The organism is Deinococcus seoulensis, assembly GCF_014648115.1.
Taxonomy (GTDB): Bacteria; Deinococcota; Deinococci; order Deinococcales; family Deinococcaceae; genus Deinococcus; species Deinococcus seoulensis.
Window position 1 is genome coordinate 40,175 of sequence record NZ_BMQM01000010.1, and the last position, 17,893, is coordinate 58,067.

Consider the following 17,893-nt stretch of genomic DNA (forward strand, 5'->3'; position numbering starts at 1 on the left):
TATGGGCTGACCGGCCCCCTTCGTGTCCGGCGTACACTGAACCCCATGAGCGACCTTCTGGATACCATCCGCGACCTCGCCAAACCCACCGACAGCAAGATCCTGATGGTCGTCCTCGACGGCATCGGCGGCCTCCCCCTCGAAACGAACGGCGACACCGAACTCGCCACGGCAAAGACCCCCAACCTCGACGCGCTCGCCGCGCAGAGCCAGCTGGGCGCCGTCGAACTCGTCGGCGCGGGCATCACCCCCGGCAGCGGCCCCGGCCACCTCAGCCTCTTCGGGTACGACCCCCTGAAGTACGTCGTCGGACGCGGCGCCCTCTCGGCCGTCGGGATCGGCGTGAAACTCGGCGCCGGTGACGTCGCCGTGCGCGGCAACTTCGCCACCCTCGGCGCGGACCGCAGCGTCCTCGACCGCCGCGCCGGCCGCCCCAGCGACGAGAAGAACGCCGAGATCGTCACCAAGCTCAAGGCCGCCATCCCCGACATCGACGGCACCCCCGTCGAGATCTACACCGAGTCGGAGCACCGCTTCGTGGTCGTCTTCCGCGCCAATGGCGGCGCCCCCCTCGGCGCGAACCTCAGCGACGTCGACCCCCAGGCGACCGGCGTGCCCCCCATGACCGCCCAGGCCCACGACGACGCCAGCAAAAAAACCGCCGACCTCGTCAACGCCTTCGTGCAACGCGCCGAAACCGCCCTGAAGGACGAACCGCAGGTCAACGGCGTCCTCTTCCGCGGGTACAGCGACGTCCCCCACTTCCCCAGCTTCGACGCCGCCTACCAGCTCAAAGCCGCCTGCATCGCCAGCTACCCCATGTACAAGGGCCTCGCCAGCCTCGTCGGCATGGACGTCCTCACCGTGCAGGGCGAAGAAGACGCCCTCGACGGCAAAGTCCAGGCACTGCGCGACAACTGGGACAAGTACGACTTCTTCTACTTCCACGTCAAGAAAACCGACAGCACCGGCGAGGACGGCGACTTTGGGGCAAAAGTCAAGAAGATCGAACTCTTCGACCAGCTGCTCCCCCAACTCCTGGCGCTGAACCCCGACGTCATCGCCATCGTCGGCGACCACAGCACCCCCAGCAAGCTCGCCACGCACTCCTGGCACCCCGTGCCGCTGCTCATCCGCAGCAACTACGGCCGCCGTGATCTCGCCCAGCGCTACACCGAAGACGAAGCCCTGAAAGGCAGCCTCGGCCTGCGCAGAGGCACCGACCTCATGCCGCTCCTCATGGCCAACGCCCTGAAACTCAACAAGTACGGCGCGTAACCCCAACCCGCCCAGCACGGCCCCCTCGCCCCCCGGCGACGGGGCCGTTTCCACAACCCAACCTCAACCCCCCATTCAGCCCAGGGTCAGATTCAAACGGCAAGGTGAATCCAACACGTTCCCACGCGGAACACGGAGGACCACCATGCACAAAGCCATCCTGACCACCGCCCTCGCGGCCACCCTCGGCGCCGCCCCCTTCAGCACCGCCAGCGCCCAGACCCTCAGCGTCAATATCAGCGCCAGCCTCCAGTACCCCAGCATCGTCCAGACCACCGCCAACGTCATCAACCTCCTGAACCAGGGCGTCCGCGTCACCTTCCTCACCCCCACCAACCAACAGGCCGCCACCCTCAGCGGCGGCGGCGGCATCGTCGTCAACCCCGCCTACCCCACCACCACCCGCCTCACCCAGGTCCAGGTCATGACCCAGGTCCCCGGCACCACCACCTACGCCAAAGAGATCTACCCCCTCGCGCAACCCATCACCACCGCCCAACCCCTCAGCGCGCAGAGCATCATCGTCAAAGCCAAAGACGGCACCCGCCAGCCGCTTGTGAACGTCATGGGCCGACAGGCCGCCTGGGCCAAAGCCCCCGGCCTCCAGAAGAAACCCGGCGGCATGCCCCCCGGCCAGTACAAGAAAACCCAGGGCAACAAGTAACGTCTGCGCCCCCTTCCAGCTGGAGGGGGGTTTTTCTGTGGTTGGAAGGGGTGCGCCTGCGGCGGGCTGCCCCACCCCCCAGCCCCCTGCCCCTCTGGGGCAGGGGGGGCTTACGTTGGCACTGGGCAAGAGTTTTGACTGGCGCGGCGGAGGTGTGTCGGGCGGTGACGGGTCCGGCTTCCACGCCATCCTGCCGCCCCCCCGCAAGGCCCGCGCGCTGCGCGCACGACGGCCAGTGGCAGTCTGCGGTCAGGTGATCGGTGGGACGCTTCGCGCCGCTGATCGACTTTCAAAAGACCGCTTTGGCAGAAGCCCAAAAAGTAGAACCTTCTGGGTCGCACCAGGGTGTGGGGCCCACCCATCGTCGTGGCAGACGAGCCCGTCGTGCGCGCAGCGCGCGGGGCGCACGCAGCGATATCGGAGGAATGCAGACACATACGTGGCCGTCCCCGCCAGTTACCCGCCAACCACCTCAGAGAAATACCTTGCCGAGCGCAGCGAAAACTCCCCCTGCCCCTCTGGGGTAGGGGGCTGGGGGGTGGGGAAGCCCGGCGCAGGCGCAGCCATTCCAACACAGACCAACTCAGTTCACGCCAGCCGTTCACTCCCCCGGCTCGTGAACTCCACCCACGCCCGCGCGAGCCGCCGGACCGCTTCGGGGATGTGGTCGGGGTGAAGGGTGAAGGGGACGCGCAGGTACTGGTCGGGGAGGGGTTCGACGCCCATGCTGGCGCCGGGGTAGAGGCGTAGGCCGTGGCGGGCGGCGTGGTGGGTGTAGGCGCTGGCGGTGGGGGTGGGGAGTTGAATCCAGAGGAATTGTCCGCCGGGTGGGGTGGTGAAGGTCCAGTCGGGGAGGTGGGTGCGGAGGAGGTGGGCGAGGTGGTCGCGGGCGGGGGTGATGGCGGCTCGGCGTTCGCTGATGAGGGTGGGGAGGTCGCTCAGGAGGTGGAGGGCGAGGTGCTGGGCGGGTTGGCTGCTGCCGAAGTCGGTGAGGGTCTTGGCCTGGGTGAGGGGCGCGGTGAGGGTGGGTGGGAGGCGCATCCAGCCGATGCGGAGTCCGGCCCAGTAGAGCTTGCTGAGGGAGCCGACGTTGATGATGGGGGCGTCTGGGGCGTGGGTGCTGAGGCGTGGGGGTGGGGGTTGGTCGGTGAAGCCGAGGTCGGTGAGGGTGTCGTCTTCGATGGTGGGGAGGTGCGTGTCGTGAATGAAGGCGGCGAGGCGGGCGCGGGCGTGGGTGGGGAGGGTGGTGCCGGTGGGGTTCTGGTGGGTGGGGGTGAGGAACGCGAGGCGGGGGTGGTGGGTGCGGGCGAGGGTCATGAACGTGTCGGGGTTCACGCCGTGTGGGGTGACGGGCACGCCGGTGAGGGTGGCGCTGGCGGCGCGGAAGACGTCGATGGCTCCGAAGTATGTGGGGCTTTCGAGGAGGGCGTGGTCGCCGCGGCGGAGGAGGGTGGTGGCGGTGAGGGAGATGGCCTGCTGTGCGCCGCTGGTGATGATGATCTGTTCGGGTGTGGTGGGGAGGCCCTGCGTGGCGTACAGTTCGGCGATGCAGGCGCGCAGGTCCGGGAGGCCGAGTGGGTGGTAGAGGCTTTCCTGGAAGGCGTTCAGGGTGGCTTCGCGTAGGCGGTGGCGGTGGGGTTCGGTGAGGAGGGGGACGGCGATGGTGAGGTCGATCTCGCTGGGGTGGGCCGCGCCGACGGGGGTGCGGAGTGTGAGGAGGGGCGCGGTGCGGGGGGCGTTGCCTGAGACGTGGGTGCCGCTGCCGACGCGCCGGGTGACCCAGCCGCTGGCGGCGAGGTCGTCGAGGGCCTGGGCGACGGTGTTGCGGCTGAGGCCGAGCAGGGCGGCCAGGGGGCGTTCGGCGGGGAGGCGTTCGCCGGGGCTGAGCTGGCCGGTGCTGATCAGGGTTTGCAGGGTGCTGATCAGGCGGCCCTGAAGGGTGGGGGCGGTGGGGTTGCGGCGCCATCCGGTCAGCAGGGCGGCCCAGCGGGGTGCGTCTGGCAGGGTGGGGTGGGGGGGCACCGGTTCAGGGTACTGCTGTGGCGGGGTCGGGGTGGGCCACTGGCGGGGTGGCTGGTGGGCCATTCGGGGGGCCATTGCCACTGCCGGGGGGGTGATTGGCAGCGCAGACTGTGGGGCATGACCGTCATGCCCGCTCCGTCCCGTTCGTTCTGGCAGGATTCCAATTCTGGTGCGGTGCTGAGTGGCCTGATCACCATGCTGATCGGCTGGGCCGGGCCGAACGTGCTGATCTACTCGGTGGCGCAGGCGGCGCACCTGAGTGACGGGGCGGCCATGTCGTGGTTGTGGGCGCATGCGTTGCTGGCGGGTCTGACGGGCATCGTGCTGAGTCTCAGGACGCGCATGCCGGTCCTGATCACCTGGAGTACGCCGGGAATCGCGTTCCTGGTGACGGCGCTGCCCGGCATTCCCTTTCCGGAGGCGGTCGGGGCGTTCATCACGAGTGGGGTGCTGGTCGTGCTGCTGGGGACGTTCGGGCCGCTCACGCGGGCGTTGCAGGGCATTCCGGCGCCGCTGGCGGCCGCGCTGAACGCCGCGATTCTGCTGCCGTTCGGGTTCCGGGCGTTGCAGGCGTTCGGGACGGCTCCGGCGCTGGTGGGCGTGATGATCCTCGCCTACTTCGCGTTGCGGCAACTCGCGCCGCGCTGGGCGGTGGCGGGTGTGCTGGTGGCGGGCGTGGTTGCCAGCGCCGCCCTGAACCTGTGGCACCCGGCCCCCGTGACCCTGGCCCTGACCCGCCCGGAGTTCGTGGCGCCCGCTTTCAGTCTGCATGCCACCCTGAACCTCGCGTTGCCGCTGACGCTGCTGGCGTTCACGGGGCAGTTCGTGCCGGGGTTCGGCGTGCTGAAAACCAACGGGTACGAGCCCGCGCCGGGTCCGGTCCTGCGGGCGTGCGGGGCGGCGAGCGTGGCGGCGGCGTTCGCGGGGTGCCATAACCTGACGCTGGGGGCGTTGCTGGCGAACATCGTCAGTGGTCCCGAGGCGCACCCGGACGCGCAGCGGCGTTACACGGCGGCCGTGTGGGCCGGGGTGTTCAACATTGCGGTGGGTCTGTTCGCCGGGACGTTCCTGCACCTGATGGGGATCCTGCCTGCGCAGGCCATTTCGGCGCTGGCGGGGCTGGCGCTGCTGTCTGCCGTGGGCAGCAGTTTGCAGGGGGCGTTTCAGGGTGTGGCGGCCGGGAGTCTCGCGGCGCCCGTGGTGCTGCTGGTGACGCTCAGCGGGATCACGCCGCTGGGGGTCGGGGCGGCCTTCTGGGGCATTCTGGCGGGACTGGCCGTTCACTGGACCGAGCGGCGCCGCCCGGCTCCCGCACGGCTGTCAGTGCCGGGCCGCCCCGCGCCTGTCACCGACGCGCAACCGGACACCTGATCCGGACCCCGTTTTGCTTCCACTCGCTCTGCGGAGCAGCTCTACGAGTCCGCTCGGATTGAACGGCTCTGTAAGCCACTCAATCCGAGTCGGTATGGGCGCAGGCGGGCACGTGGGGGTGCTGTCCGGTTGCCCCTGCGCTCCGCTGAAAACAGAACACCCCTCGCCTGCTTGACAGCAGACCGAAAGACCGGTATAGTCTCCTTCTGATCTGAAAGGATCGTGCAGTGCAGTCCACGTTGTACACGAATGCACTTGAGGGAGGCGCCCACCTCTAGGATTTACAAAAACACGGGCGCGCGAACAGCGGCAGAGGCCGGTCACACCGGCCCCCCTGATCCCCCAGAAAGCCACCCACGCGGTGGCTTTCCTCATTCCACCCCGCAGGGCAGGGCCGCCAGCCACGCCAGCACGCCCGGCAACGCGTCCTCACCAGTCGTATCGACCGTCAGGCACGGCGCGCCGCCCAGGTCCAGCGGCGTCCAGCAGCAGTGATCCGGCAGGGTGGCGTAGTCCATGGGCAGGTCGATGCCCGGCCGCCGTCCCGACGCCACCCGCGCGTCGTGCCGCGCCTGCAACACGGTCAGCGGCGCGTGGCAGAACACCTGCGCGACCCTCGCCCCGTGTGCCTGGGCCAGCTTCAGGATGTGGGCCTCGCTGACGCCCCGGTAGAAATGCGTTTCCAGCAGGGTGTCCACGCCCGCTGCCAGGGTCACGCCCGCGACGTGCCACATCACGTCGAAGCTGAGGGGGCCGGAGACGTCCCGCGTCAGGTCCGGCAGGCGGGCCAGGAGCAGGGCCTTGTATTCGTCCTTCGTCACGAACGGCATGTTCAGCGCGTGGGCGAGTCGCGTGCCCAGCGTGGATTTTCCGGAGGCGGGCATGCCGGACACGATCAGCAGCAGTGGCATGTGGGCCACGCTACTGCCGGTGCCGGGCTGCCGCGTCACACCTTGGGTGGAGTCAGCGCCAGCCCAGGCCCGGCGCGACGTGCGTCAGGATGCTCTCGATCAGGTGCGCGTTGTAGTCCACGCCCAGCTGGTTCGGGACGGTCAGCAGCAACGTGTCGGCCTCGGCGATGGCCTCGTCCTGCCGCAGCTGCTCGATCAGGCGGTCGGGTTCGTCGGCGTAACTGCGGCCGAACACGGCGCGGTACTGGTCGATCACCCCGAACTGGTCCTGCCCACCCTGCCGTCCGAAGTACACGCGGTCCTGGTCGTTGACCAGCGCGAAGATGCTGCGGCTGACCGACACGCGCCCCTCGCGGGCGTGCCCCGCGTCCTTCCACGCCTCGCGGTATGCGCGGATCTGCTCGGCCTGTTGCACATGGAACGGCTTGCCACTCTCGTCGACCTTCAGGGTGGAACTCTGGAGGTTCATGCCCATCCGCGCGGCCCACTCGGCGGTGGCGTTCGACGCGGCGCCCCACCAGATGCGGTCGCGCAGGCCTGCCGAGTACGGCTCCAGGCGCAGCAGGCCCGGCGGGTTCGGGAACATCGGGCAGGGGTTGGGTTGCGCGAAACCTTTGCCCTCGATCACGTCGAGGAACACCTCGGCGTGCCGCCGCGCCATGTCAGCGTCGGTCTCGCCGGGGGCGGGCGCGTACCCGAAGTGCTGCCACCCGTCGATCACCTGTTCTGGCGAGCCCCGGCTGATGCCCAGCTGCAACCTCCCGCCGGAGATCAGGTCGGCGGAACCGGCGTCCTCGGCCATGTACAGCGGGTTCTCGTAGCGCATGTCGATCACGCCTGTGCCCAGCTCGATTTTCTTCGTTTTTGCGCCCATCGCCGCCAGCAGCGGGAACGGCGAGCCCAGCTGCTGCGCGAAGTGATGCACCCGCACGTACGCGCCGTCCGCACCCAGCTCCTCGGTGGCGACCGCCAGATCGATGGTCTGATGCAGCACGTCCGCCGCCGAGCGCGTGCCGGACTGCGGGGACGGATTCCAGTGCCCGAACGAGAGAAACCCGATCTTCTTCATGGGCACAGGCTAGCGCGAATGGTTGAAAAAGTAAATCAGTTTGGCGGATAAATCTGGGTTTGCCTTCTCACCAGTCGGCTTCCTTCTGCACCCGAGCATTCGGTAATCGCCGCCCCCACACCCACAACCAGATCAGGCACCCCAGGCTGACCAGTGGCCCCGCGAGCAACAGCAGCGCATTGCGCACCTGATCAACCGCAGAAGCCTTCACATCAGCGCACGAGGTGGCTCTGAAGGCGGCCTTGTTCAGCCAGAAGCTCTGGCCCTTCGCCGTGACGGGCAGAGCCGCTGCCGTCAGCACTTCCAGCCGACGTCCCGGCACATCAATACGCCCGAACCTCTCCCCTTCCTTGAACTGTAGGAACGTCCGACCCTCAACGCAAGCCAGCCCCGTCACGGTCATGCTCCCGTTCCGAGGCAACCTCTCATCCCCATCCCGGTGCTCAAGTCCGAGCGGTAACTCCCGATCAGAATCGATGCTCGCCAGATAGAAACCTCCGCCCAGAGGCGTCTTGTAGAAATCCAATGCTCCCCCGTCAGCATCGCTGCCTGCCCCACCGGAAAAAAACATGATCAGCGAAAACGCCAGCGCCAGAGTGGACACCACCCCGGCCCCCACCCACGCGCCCGTATACACCGGATTTCGTTTCCGGACATGCGCCGCTGTCGCCAGGGCCACCAGCACCCCAGCACCGATGACCAGCAGGAAGAGTACCGGGAGCAGCACGATGAATCCCATGCCCCTACCGTAAAGAGCGCTCTACAGGCTTTCGTCCCCAGGCACGGTCAAAGACGTTCGGCCGCATGTCATAGGAGAAAGCCGGAGCGTCATGCCCCGGCTTCCCCCGTTCAGCCTTCGGCCATCAGCCGTCAGCCGTCTGCTTTTCTGGTGGCCTCAGACTCGGGGACGGCCCCTCGTCTTTCTTGACCAGTCAGCGCAGGAGTTGTTGCTCTTAGAAGTCCATGCCGCCCATGTCGGGGCCGCCGGCGGGTGCGGGGGCGGCCTTCTCGGGCTTGTCGCTGACGATGGCTTCGGTGGTGAGGATCAGCGCGCCGATGCTGGCGGCGTTCTGCAGTGCGGTGCGGGTGACCTTGGCGGGGTCGACGATGCCGGCGGCGACCATGTCGTCGACGTACTCGCCGGTGGCGGCGTTGAAGCCGAAGCGGGGCTTGTCGCTGCCAATGACGGCGTTCACGATGACGCTGCCTTCTTCACCGGCGTTCGCGGCGATCTGGCGGGCGGGTTCTTCGAGCGCGCGGATCAGGATGCGGGCGCCGGTGGCTTCGTCGCCGGTGAGGGCTTCGGCGGCCTTGCGGACGGCGGGGATGATGCGCAGCAGGGTGGTGCCGCCGCCGGAGACGATGCCTTCCTCGACCGCGCTGCGGGCGGTGCTGAGGGCGTCCTCGTAGCGGTGCTTCTTCTCTTTGAGTTCCGTTTCGGTGGCTGCGCCGACGCGGATGACGGCGACGCCGCCGGCGAGTTTGGCGAGGCGTTCCTGGAGTTTTTCCTTGGCGTAGTCGCTGTCGGTGCTGTCCAGTTCGCCCTTGATGGCGTTGACGCGGGCGTCGATCTGGGCCTGTTCGCCTTTCCCGTCGACGATGGTGGTTTCGTCTTTGGTGATGCGGACGCGGGCGGCGCGGCCGAGCATGTCCATGCTGGTGTTCTCGAGTTTGTGGCCGAGGTCTTCGCTGACGACTTCCCCGCCGGTGACGGCGGCGATGTCGCGCAGCATTTCCTTGCGGCGGTCGCCGAAGCCGGGGGCTTTGACGGCGGCGATGTTCAGGGTGCCGCGTAGTTTGTTGACGACCAGCGTGGCGAGGGCTTCGCCTTCGACGTCCTCGGCGATGATCATCAGGGGGCGGCCGGTCTGGGCGACTTTCTCGAGGACGGGCAGCAGGTCTTTCAGGGCGCTGACTTTCTTCTCGTAGATGAGGATGTAGGCGTCTTCGAGGACGGCTTCCATGGTGTCGGGGCTGGTGATGAAGTAGGGGCTGATGTAGCCCTTGTCGAACTGCATGCCTTCCACGACGTCCACTTCGGTGTCGAAGCCTTTGCTTTCTTCGATGGTGATGACGCCTTCCTTGCCGACCTTGTCCATCGCGTTGGCGATTTCTTCGCCGACCTGCTCGTCGTTGGCGCTGATGCCGGCGACTTTCTTGATGGCTTCGCTGTCTTCGACGGGCACGGCGAGGTTCTTGATTTCCTCGATGGCGGCGGCGACGGCTTTCTCGATGCCGCGTTTCAGGGCCAGCGGGTTGGCGCCGGCGGCGACGTTGCGCAGGCCTTCTTTCACGACGGCCTGGCCGAGGACCGTGGCGGTGGTGGTGCCGTCACCGGTGATGTCGTTGGTCTTGCTGGCGACTTCTTTCAGCAGCTGGGCGCCGATGTTCTCGAGCTTGTCTTCCAGCTCGATTTCCTTGGCGACGGTGACGCCGTCCTTGGTGATGGTGGGGCTGCCGAATTTCTTCTCGATGACGACGTTACGGCCGCGCGGCCCGAGGGTCACTTTGACGGCGTTGGCGACGGCGTTCACGCCTCGTTCGAGGGCGCGGCGGGCTTGTTCATCAAACACGAGTTGCTTGGCCATGGTGGGGCTCCTTTTGGGGCGGTGAGCGCAGAGCGGTGGGCTGTGGGGTCACGCCTGTTGAGTGGGGTGAGGTTGGGGTGGCTTCCCTGTGAGGGGAGCGGTCAGCGCCGCTGACTGAGGGGTTCTCAGTCGGCGGGCGCTTTACTCGACGATGGCGAGGATGTCGCGTTCGGCGAGGATGGAGTAGTTCTTGCCTTCGAGGCTGACTTCCGTGCCGCCGTACTTGGCGAAGTAGACGGTGTCGCCTTCTTTCACGTCGAGGGCGATGCGGGTGCCGTTGTCGAGCACCTTGCCGCTGCCGACGGCGACGACTTTGCCGCGCTGGCTCTTCTCTTTGGCGGTGTCGGGGACGTACAGGCCGCCGGCGGTTTTCTGCTCGGCTTCCTCGATGATTTCAACCAGAACGCGGTCACCTAAGGGTTTCAGCATGTTGTGTCCTCCTGTGAATGTGGGGTGTGGAGCTTCGGCGTGCCGGAAGCTTCCGGCGGTTTTTGCCGTTCCGCACGCAATCCTAGGCTCGAGGTGACAAAAATGTCAAGTTGGGGAATCTGACAATTTGAGTCTGGTGCGCTCAAGGTGCGCCAGCACGCGCAAAGCGCATATGCCCTTGCCATCTCATAGGCTAAACGTATATATGTAAGTAGAACATACGCCATCAACCCAGCGCCCCGGCACGCCCCACACCCCCCAGCACAGGAGGACCACCCGCATGGCCGCACGCCCCGCCATCCTGTCCCGCAACGCCTTCGAGGACGCCTTCGACGCCCTGCACGGCGCCCCCCTCACCCTCGCCGTCCTGGACCTCGACCACTTCAAGACCCTGAACGACACCCTGGGCCACAGCGAAGGTGACCGCGTCCTGCGCGGCGTGGAACGCCTGCTGTCCGGCAGCCTCCCGTCGGGCAGCGTCATCGGCCGCATCGGCGGTGACGAGTACGCCTGCCTGCTCCCCGAAACCGCCGCCGAGACCGCCCTGATCCTCCTCGACGAGGTCATCAAGCACTTTCACATTCACCGCGACCCCCACTGGCCCAAGAGCCTGGGCCTCAGCGTCGGCCTCGCCTCCCGCCCCGCCCACGCCACCCACTACGCCGAGCTGTACCGCGCCGCCGAGGAAGCCCTGCTGCGCGCCAAACGTGAAGGCCGCGCCCGCGCCTGCATCTACGTGGAAAGCAAGATGGTCCTGAAAAGCAACTACTACAGCAAGAGCCAGCTCGACCGCCTCGCCAAACTGAGCGGCGCCCTGGGCCGCACCGAGGCCAGCCTGCTGCGCGAAGCCGTGGACGACCTGATCGAGAAGAACCGGGGCGAACTGTGAACGGCACCGGGCGCGTGAACCTCTCACCGGGCCTGGAACGCACCGGGCGGGCCTGCGTGTGCGTCCTGCACGCCGGACAGGTGCTGCTGACTGGCACGTCCGGCGGGCGCTGGACCCTGCCGGGCGGCGGCATCGAACCCGGCGAGACGCCCGCCCAGGCCGCCGCTCGCGAAGCCTGGGAGGAAGCGGGCGCGCACGTCACCGTGGACGGCGAACCCTTCGAGGTCACGTCGCCCCACAACGGCGTGACCAGCGTGATCTTCCTGGCGCGCCTGCACCGACAGGAACCCAGCCCGGAAGGACGCGAGCACGTCTGGGTGGACCCCGCTGCGGCCCCCTGGTGCGACGACTACCAGCTCGCCCCGGCACTGGAGATCCTGCGCCAGCGAGGCTGGCTGTGACACCGGCTGGCCTGTCGGCCGGCTGGAACGCGGCGCTTCAGGAAGCCTGGGACGCCTACTGCGCCGGGTCGTATGCCATCGGCGCGTGCGTGATCGACGCCGAGGGGCACGTGATCGCGCGGGGCCGCAACCGCCTGGGCGACCCGCGCGGCGCGGAGGGCGGCGTGATCGGCGGGCACGATCTGGCACACGCCGAGATCAACGCCTTGCTGAACCTGAAGGACACGCCGCGCCCCGAGTGTCGCGGCTGGACGGTGCTCACGACGGTGCAGCCCTGCCCACAGTGTGCCGGGGCGATTGCCATGAGTGGCCTGCGTGCCGTGGAGTACGCCGCCGAGGATCCCTGGGGCGGCTGCACGCGGCTGCTGACCGACGACCCGTACGTGTCCCGCAAGGGCATCCGCGTGGGCCGCGCGCCGGCGGACGTGCAGCGCGTGGCCCTGCGGCTGGCCTGGGCGGGTTTCCTGAATGATCAGCCCCCTGTGACGACCGTACCCGGCGGGAACCTCTACGACGCCTTTCACGAGTACCGGGACGACATTCACGCCGTGGCCGACCTGCACGCATCCGGCACCCTGGCAGCCCTGCGTGCGCGGCGCGCCCCGCTGGCCGAGGCGCTGGCGGTGCTGGCATGAGCCGCCCTGCGTTCCTGAACCTGTCGCCGGGCCTGGACCGCGTGGGCCGCGCCTGCGCGTGGATCGAGCGGGAGGACGGCTTCGTGCTGATGACCGGGCTGGAGTGGGGCGGCTGGACGCTGCCGGGCGGCGGCATTCACCCCGGCGAGACGCCCGAGCAGGCGGCGGTCCGGGAGGCGTGGGAGGAAGCCGGAGCGCACGCCGAGGCGGCAGGCGGGGTGGCGGGCGAGGCCGTGATGCTGCCCGGCGACAGCGTGTGCGTCCCGCTGCGCCTGAAGCACCTGGAACCCAGCCCGGAGAGGCGCCCGGTCGCGTGGATGAACCCGCGTTCGCTGCCGTGGGCGAACGACCTTCAGATCCGCGAGGTGCTGGCCGCGCGCGGGCAGACGCCCCCGCACCTGGAAGTCCCGGCGCTGGTGTGGCTCGTGCAGGAGCAGGCGACCCGACTGGCGTTCAGGGATTCCTGCTCGCCCGAAACGGGCCGACTGCTGCGGACCCTGGCGGCCACGCGACCCGGCGGGCGGGTGCTGGAACTCGGGACGGGAACCGGCATGGGCGCGGCGTGGCTGCTCTCGGGCCTGGACCGCGCCGCCCGCCTCCTGACTGTGGAGACCGACCCCGCGCGGGCCGAGGCGGCCTGGGCGGGGTTGCAGGCCGATCCGCGCGCCCGCGTGCAACGGGGCGACTGGCGTGACGTGCTACGTGACGGGCCGTTCGACCTGATCTTCGCGGACTGCGCCGCCGCGAAAGCCGACCCGGACGCCCTGGCCCGCGCCCTGAAGCCCGGCGGGACGCTGATCATGGACAACTTCAGCCCGCCCGCCTTCATGTCGCCCGACCGGCACGCGGGCGACCCGCTGAGGGACGCGCTGTTCACCCACCCGCAGCTGACCTGCACCGAACTGGAAGTCAGTCGCCGCGAACGCGTGCTGCTGGCCGTGAGGACCGCATGACCCCAGAAACCCCGCCAAAGACCGACGCCCTGCACCTGACCATCCTGCGCCACGGCCGCAGCCGCGCCGACGACGAGAACGTCCACGAGGGCCGCTACGACAGCCCCCTGAACCCGGAAGGCGAGGCGCAGGCCGCCGCGCTGGCCGCGTACTGGACGGCGAACCCGCCGGGTTTCGACCGGGCGTACTGCTCGACGCTCCAGCGGGCGCACGGCACGGCCCGCATCGTCACGGACGCACTGGGCGTGCCCCTGACCCCCACGGACCTCCTGCGCGAGTGGGACAACGGCCCCCTGGCCGGAATGGGCCGCGAGGAGGCGCTGGAGCGGTACCCCATCCCGGCGTTCCGGCACGACCTCGACCCGTTCACGGCGCAGGGCGGCGAGAGTCAGGCAGCCATCCGCGCCCGCGCCCTGCACGCCCTGGAACTCGTGTGGAACGGCGGCGGCCAGCGCGTGCTGCTCGTCACGCACGGCGGCTTCGGCAACAGTCTGCTACGCGAACTGCTCGTCACGCAGCGCGGCTGGTTCGCGTTCGGCGACACGGCCTTCGCCACACTGCGTCTGAGCCGGAGCGGCCACACGGCCTACGTGACCGGCGTGAACCTCACGCCACACCTGCCCTGACCCGCCCCGTACAGTGATCCCATGCGCCACGACCTGACCCTGGTAGACGGCCCGTACACCCTGCGTCCCATGACCGACGCCGACACCGCCCCGCTGATGGCGCTGGCGCGGGCACACGAGGCCGAGTACGCCCGCATGGGCACCTTCCCCACCCAGGAGCGCTACTACACGGGTGCGCTGGACGCCCCGGATCAGCTGCCGTTCGTGAAACTGGTCGGCGGTGAACTGGCGGGCGCCACCCGCTTCATGGAGATGCGCCCCGCACATCACCGCCTGGAGATCGGCAGCACGTGGCTGGCCCCGGCGTTCATGCGCACGCCCGCGAACCGCACCTTCAAGCGCCTGCTGCTGGACCACGCCTTCGGCGAGATGGGCATCCTGCGTGTGGAGATCAAGACCGACATCCTGAACACCCGCAGCCAGCAGGCCATCGAACGCCTGGGCGCCACCCGCGAGGGCGTCCTGCGCCAGCACATGCCCCGCCCGGACGGCACGCAGCGCGACACCGTCATGTACTCCATCATCGCGGAGGAATGGCCGCAGGTGCGAGAGCGGCTACTGGGGGCCAGCTGACCACCCTTACTCGTTCATCAGCAGCGGGTAGGGGTTGATCGCGCCGCCCGTCGTGTAGATGCCGTAGTGCAGGTGCGGGGGCGTGCCCTTCGCGTTGCCGCTGTCGCCCACGTACCCCACCACGTCGCCCTGCTCGACCCAGTCGCCGCGTTTGAGGTCCGGGTAACGTTCCAGGTGCGCGTAGTAGTGCCGCTGCCCGCCCGGCCCGAGGATCATGACGGTGCGGCCCCCCAGGTTGTTCGGGCCGACGTTCACGATCACGCCGCGCGTCGTGGCGCGGATGGGCGTGCCGCGCGGCGCGAAGATGTCCACGCCCTCGTGCGTGCGGCCCTGACTGCGCGCGCCGCCCCAGGTGTCCACGAAGCGTTGGCCCGGCAGCGGGTTGGGCAGCGAGCCCTCGGTCGCCCCTGGTGCCGACAGCAGGGCCGCGTACCGCTGCGCGCCCTCCAGTTGCGGCCACAGCAGGAACGCCGCGCCGCCCAGCACCGCCAGCGTGACCAGCCAGCCCAGCACCCGCCTCACGCCCGCCCTCCATCCCGACCCAGCTTCATGCCTCCCAGGATGGCGCGTGGGGGCCGCGCCGGAACCGGACAAAAGTTGCAGAGTGCGCCCAGCATGAAGGCCGCCTCAACCATGCCCGGACCAACCGTGCGCGCCGCTCCCGCACGCCGCGCCCCGCAGGGTAGACTGCCCGGATGCCTGCGCGTTCCCACCCCATTCCAGCGCACCTCTGGACGCTGCCCGGCGGCCTGACGGTCGCCTTTGAACGCCGGACCGGACCCGGTTTCGCCTTTGATCTGCGTGTGCCCGTCGGCAGCGCCCACGACCCCGCCGGGCACGAGGGCGCCAGCGCCGTCCTGGAAGAATGGCTGTTCAAGGGCTCGGGCGGCCTGGACGCCCGCGCCCTCCAGGACGCCTTTGACGACCTCGGCGTGCGCCGGGGCGGCGGTGTCGGCCCCGAGGCGACCCGCTTCTCCGTCAGCGGCCTGAGCGCCGACCTGAGCGCCGCGTTGACCCTGACCGCCAGCGTCCTGAGCGACCCGCACCTGCCGGAAGGCGAACTGCCCATCCTGACCGACCTGGCCCGCCAGGACCTTGAGGGCCTGCTGGACAGTCCCGCCGACCGCCTCGCCACGCTGGCCCGCCAGACGGCCTTCCCCACGCTGCCCGGCGCGGCCCTGAGCGGGTACGGCCACCCTGCCAGCGGCACCCCGCAGGGCCTGGAAGCCCTGACGCCCGCCACGCTCCGCGCGCACCTGGAGCGATACGGGCAGGCGGGCAGCGTCCTGGGCCTCGTCGCGGACCTCGACCCGGGACAGGCGCGCGACCTGACCGCCGCCGCGCTGGGCGGCCTGCGCCCCGGCGCGCACGACCCCATCCCCGCCACGCTGCGTACCCGCGCCCGCGCGCACACCACCGACCCGGACGCCGAACAGACCCACCTGAGCCTCACCATGCCCGGCGTGCCCCCCGGCCACCCCGACTGGATGGCGTGGCAGGTCGCCCTGACCGCCCTGAGCGGCGGCAGCGCCAGCCGACTGTTCCACGCCGTGCGCGAGGAACGCGGCCTCGCGTACGCCGTCAGCGCCAACCCCGTCATCCTGGGCGGCAACGGCTTCCTGAGCGCCTACGCCGGCAGCACCCCCGCCCGCGCGCCCGAAACGCTTCAGGTCATCCTCGCGGAACTGCACCGCCTCCCGCAGGGCCTGACACCCGCCGAATTCGAACGCGCCCGCGCCGGACTGGCCGTCAGCGTCGTGTTCGGCGCCGAAAGCATGCGCGCCCGCGCCCACGCCCTGACCCGCGACGCCGCCGTGTTCGGCCGCATCCGCAGCGTCACCGAACTCCGCGAGTCCCTCAACGCCCTGACCCTGGACGACGTGAACAGCTTCCTGACCCGCTACCACCCCGCGCCCGACGCCACCACCGTCACCATCGGCCCCGACGAGCACGGCCCCCAGTCACAGGAACCCGATGCACCCGCACCCGACAACGCCACACCCGACAGCACACCCAGCGAAGGACCCCATGCCTGACCCCACCCACCCCACCGCGCCCGCCACCCAGCGCCACACCCTCCCCAACGGCCTGACCCTCCTCCTCGAACCCGACCCGCACGCCCAGACCACCGCCGCCGGGTACTTCGTCAACACCGGCAGCCGCGAAGAAACCCCCACCGAAATGGGCGCCAGCCACTTCATCGAACACCTCCTCTTCAAAGGCAGCGACACCCTCAGCGCCGCCCAACTCAACGAACGCCTCGACGACCTCGGCGGCAACGCCAACGCCTTCACTAGCGAAGAAGCCACCGTCTACCACGCCGCCACCCTCCCCGAACACACCCCCGAACTCCTCAGCACCCTCACCGAACTGATGCGCCCCGCCCTGCGCGACACCGACATCCACACCGAACGCGGCGTCATCCTCGAAGAAATCGCCATGTACGCCGAACAACCCACCGTCCGCGTCACCGACGAACTCCGCGCCGACTACTGGGGCACCCACCCCCTCGGCTGGCCCATCCTCGGCACCACCGACACCGTCACCGCCCTCACCCCCGACGCCCTACGCCGCAACCACCGCCAACGCTACGGCGCGCAGCGCGTCACCCTCACCCTCACCGGCCAGTTCGACCCCGCCCACGCCCTCGACTGGGCCACCACCCACCTCAGCGACTGGCCCGCCGCCACCCCCCACACCCACACCCCCGCCCGCCCACACCACCCCCGCACCACCCGCACCATCCACGACCCCACCCTCACCCGCGTGCAGGTCACCGCCGCCACCCCCGGCCTGAGCGCCACCCACCCCCTGCGCGAAGCCGCGCACATCCTCGCCGACCTCATCGGCGGCGAGAACGGCGCCCTCTACTGGCACCTCATCGACAACGGCACCTGCGACACCGCCGACCTCGGCCACCTCGAATACCACGACACCGGCACCTTCGAAGGCGGATTCTCCTGCGACCCCGACCGCGCCGCCACCGCCCTCACCACGTACCGCCACGTCCTCGCAGACGCCGATACCCTCATCACCCCGGCCGCCGTGCGCCGCGCCGCCCGCAAACTCGCCGTCAGCACCCTCCTGCGCGCCGAAACCCCACAGGGCCGCCTGTTCACCCTCGGCATGGAACACCTCGCCACCGGCCACACCCTCACCACCGAGGAACACGTCCGCCGTTACGAACAGGTCACCGCCGACGACGTCCGCGAAGTCCTGCGCCTGTGCCCACTGAACGAACTGACCATCGTGGCTCTCGGGCCGATCATCAGCATCTGACAGTCGGGTGCGCGTGTGCGGTGGGGTTTGCCATTGGAATGTGGGCGCCTGGCGGCGGGCCTCCCCACCCCCCAGCCCCCTACCCCAGGGGGGCAGGGGGAGCAGGCGTTGCACTGGGCAAGAGTTTTTACTGATGGTGTCGAGGTTGCTGTAGGCGGTGACGTGTCTGGCCTCGACGCCATCCTGCCGCCCCCCTCGCAGGCCC

General features: G+C 69.3%; 18 protein-coding genes. 11 read left to right on the forward strand and 7 right to left on the reverse strand.

The window, feature by feature from the left end; translation table 11 throughout:
• The first annotated feature begins 45 nt into the window (after nucleotides 1-45).
• On the forward strand, nucleotides 46-1,278 hold the full coding sequence (locus tag IEY70_RS09090; RefSeq protein ID WP_189064696.1) for a 2,3-bisphosphoglycerate-independent phosphoglycerate mutase: 1,233 nt from the start codon (nucleotides 46-48) through the stop codon (nucleotides 1,276-1,278).
• Nucleotides 1,279-1,423: 145 nt separating this feature from the next.
• Complete coding sequence (locus tag IEY70_RS09095) at nucleotides 1,424-1,942, forward strand: hypothetical protein (protein ID WP_189064697.1); 519 nt, start codon at nucleotides 1,424-1,426, stop codon at nucleotides 1,940-1,942.
• Nucleotides 1,943-2,530: 588 nt separating this feature from the next.
• Here the strand turns inward: IEY70_RS09095 and IEY70_RS09100 are convergent.
• A complete protein-coding gene (locus IEY70_RS09100) occupies nucleotides 2,531-3,964 on the reverse strand; it encodes an aminotransferase-like domain-containing protein (RefSeq protein ID WP_189064698.1) in 1,434 nt (477 codons plus the stop codon).
• 117 nt (nucleotides 3,965-4,081) lie between these two features.
• Between IEY70_RS09100 and IEY70_RS09105 the strand changes: the two genes are divergently transcribed.
• Nucleotides 4,082-5,335, forward strand: a complete 1,254-nt coding sequence (locus IEY70_RS09105) for a benzoate/H(+) symporter BenE family transporter (RefSeq protein ID WP_189064699.1) — start codon at nucleotides 4,082-4,084, stop codon at nucleotides 5,333-5,335.
• A gap of 371 nt (nucleotides 5,336-5,706) precedes the next feature.
• On the opposite strand, the gene IEY70_RS09110 is transcribed toward IEY70_RS09105, so the two are convergent.
• From IEY70_RS09110 to groES, 5 genes are all read right to left on the reverse strand, one after another.
• Nucleotides 5,707-6,246, reverse strand: coding sequence for a P-loop nucleotide/nucleoside kinase family protein (locus tag IEY70_RS09110; protein ID WP_189064700.1), 540 nt, complete (start codon nucleotides 6,244-6,246; stop codon nucleotides 5,707-5,709).
• Between the two features lie 52 nt (nucleotides 6,247-6,298).
• A complete protein-coding gene (locus tag IEY70_RS09115) occupies nucleotides 6,299-7,315 on the reverse strand; it encodes an LLM class flavin-dependent oxidoreductase (RefSeq protein WP_189064701.1) in 1,017 nt (338 codons plus the stop codon).
• A gap of 67 nt (nucleotides 7,316-7,382) precedes the next feature.
• Nucleotides 7,383-8,054, reverse strand: coding sequence for a hypothetical protein (locus IEY70_RS09120; protein ID WP_189064702.1), 672 nt, complete (start codon nucleotides 8,052-8,054; stop codon nucleotides 7,383-7,385).
• A gap of 214 nt (nucleotides 8,055-8,268) precedes the next feature.
• Entirely contained in the window at nucleotides 8,269-9,903 is a 1,635-nt protein-coding gene (gene groL / locus IEY70_RS09125) for a chaperonin GroEL (RefSeq protein ID WP_189064703.1), read from the reverse strand.
• A gap of 141 nt (nucleotides 9,904-10,044) precedes the next feature.
• Nucleotides 10,045-10,332 carry a co-chaperone GroES gene (groES, locus tag IEY70_RS09130; RefSeq protein ID WP_189064704.1) on the reverse strand — a complete coding sequence of 96 codons (288 nt, stop codon included), beginning with the start codon at nucleotides 10,330-10,332 and terminating at the stop codon, nucleotides 10,045-10,047.
• 280 nt (nucleotides 10,333-10,612) lie between these two features.
• Between groES and IEY70_RS09135 the strand changes: the two genes are divergently transcribed.
• From IEY70_RS09135 to IEY70_RS09155, 6 genes are read left to right on the forward strand one after another with little or no spacing between them, the layout of a single operon-like run.
• Nucleotides 10,613-11,221, forward strand: coding sequence for a GGDEF domain-containing protein (locus IEY70_RS09135; RefSeq protein WP_189064705.1), 609 nt, complete (start codon nucleotides 10,613-10,615; stop codon nucleotides 11,219-11,221).
• The gene (locus tag IEY70_RS09140) at nucleotides 11,218-11,622 is read left to right on the forward strand and encodes an NUDIX domain-containing protein (RefSeq protein WP_229777796.1); all 405 of its coding nucleotides are present in this window, start codon (nucleotides 11,218-11,220) and stop codon (nucleotides 11,620-11,622) included. Before IEY70_RS09135 ends, IEY70_RS09140 begins: the two co-directional genes overlap by 4 nt.
• Nucleotides 11,619-12,257 (forward strand): nucleoside deaminase, encoded by a 639-nt coding sequence (locus tag IEY70_RS20990; protein ID WP_229777798.1) that lies wholly within the window; start codon nucleotides 11,619-11,621, stop codon nucleotides 12,255-12,257. The genes IEY70_RS09140 and IEY70_RS20990 overlap by 4 nt, the downstream gene beginning before the upstream one ends.
• Nucleotides 12,254-13,210: an NUDIX domain-containing protein gene (locus IEY70_RS20995; RefSeq protein WP_229777799.1), complete on the forward strand. Its 957-nt coding sequence runs from the start codon at nucleotides 12,254-12,256 to the stop codon at nucleotides 13,208-13,210. The genes IEY70_RS20990 and IEY70_RS20995 overlap by 4 nt, the downstream gene beginning before the upstream one ends.
• Nucleotides 13,207-13,836 (forward strand): histidine phosphatase family protein, encoded by a 630-nt coding sequence (locus IEY70_RS09150; RefSeq protein ID WP_189064706.1) that lies wholly within the window; start codon nucleotides 13,207-13,209, stop codon nucleotides 13,834-13,836. Before IEY70_RS20995 ends, IEY70_RS09150 begins: the two co-directional genes overlap by 4 nt.
• Nucleotides 13,837-13,857: 21 nt before the next feature.
• Nucleotides 13,858-14,409, forward strand: a complete 552-nt coding sequence (locus IEY70_RS09155) for a GNAT family N-acetyltransferase (protein ID WP_189064707.1) — start codon at nucleotides 13,858-13,860, stop codon at nucleotides 14,407-14,409.
• A 6-nt stretch (nucleotides 14,410-14,415) separates the two neighbouring features.
• On the opposite strand, the gene IEY70_RS09160 is transcribed toward IEY70_RS09155, so the two are convergent.
• Nucleotides 14,416-14,931, reverse strand: a complete 516-nt coding sequence (locus IEY70_RS09160) for a M23 family metallopeptidase (RefSeq protein ID WP_189064708.1) — start codon at nucleotides 14,929-14,931, stop codon at nucleotides 14,416-14,418.
• Nucleotides 14,932-15,104: 173 nt separating this feature from the next.
• Between IEY70_RS09160 and IEY70_RS09165 the strand changes: the two genes are divergently transcribed.
• Nucleotides 15,105-16,445 carry a M16 family metallopeptidase gene (locus tag IEY70_RS09165; RefSeq protein ID WP_189064709.1) on the forward strand — a complete coding sequence of 447 codons (1,341 nt, stop codon included), beginning with the start codon at nucleotides 15,105-15,107 and terminating at the stop codon, nucleotides 16,443-16,445.
• On the forward strand, nucleotides 16,438-17,688 hold the full coding sequence (locus IEY70_RS09170) for a M16 family metallopeptidase (RefSeq protein ID WP_189064710.1): 1,251 nt from the start codon (nucleotides 16,438-16,440) through the stop codon (nucleotides 17,686-17,688). The genes IEY70_RS09165 and IEY70_RS09170 overlap by 8 nt, the downstream gene beginning before the upstream one ends.
• Nucleotides 17,689-17,893: the final 205 nt, after the last annotated feature.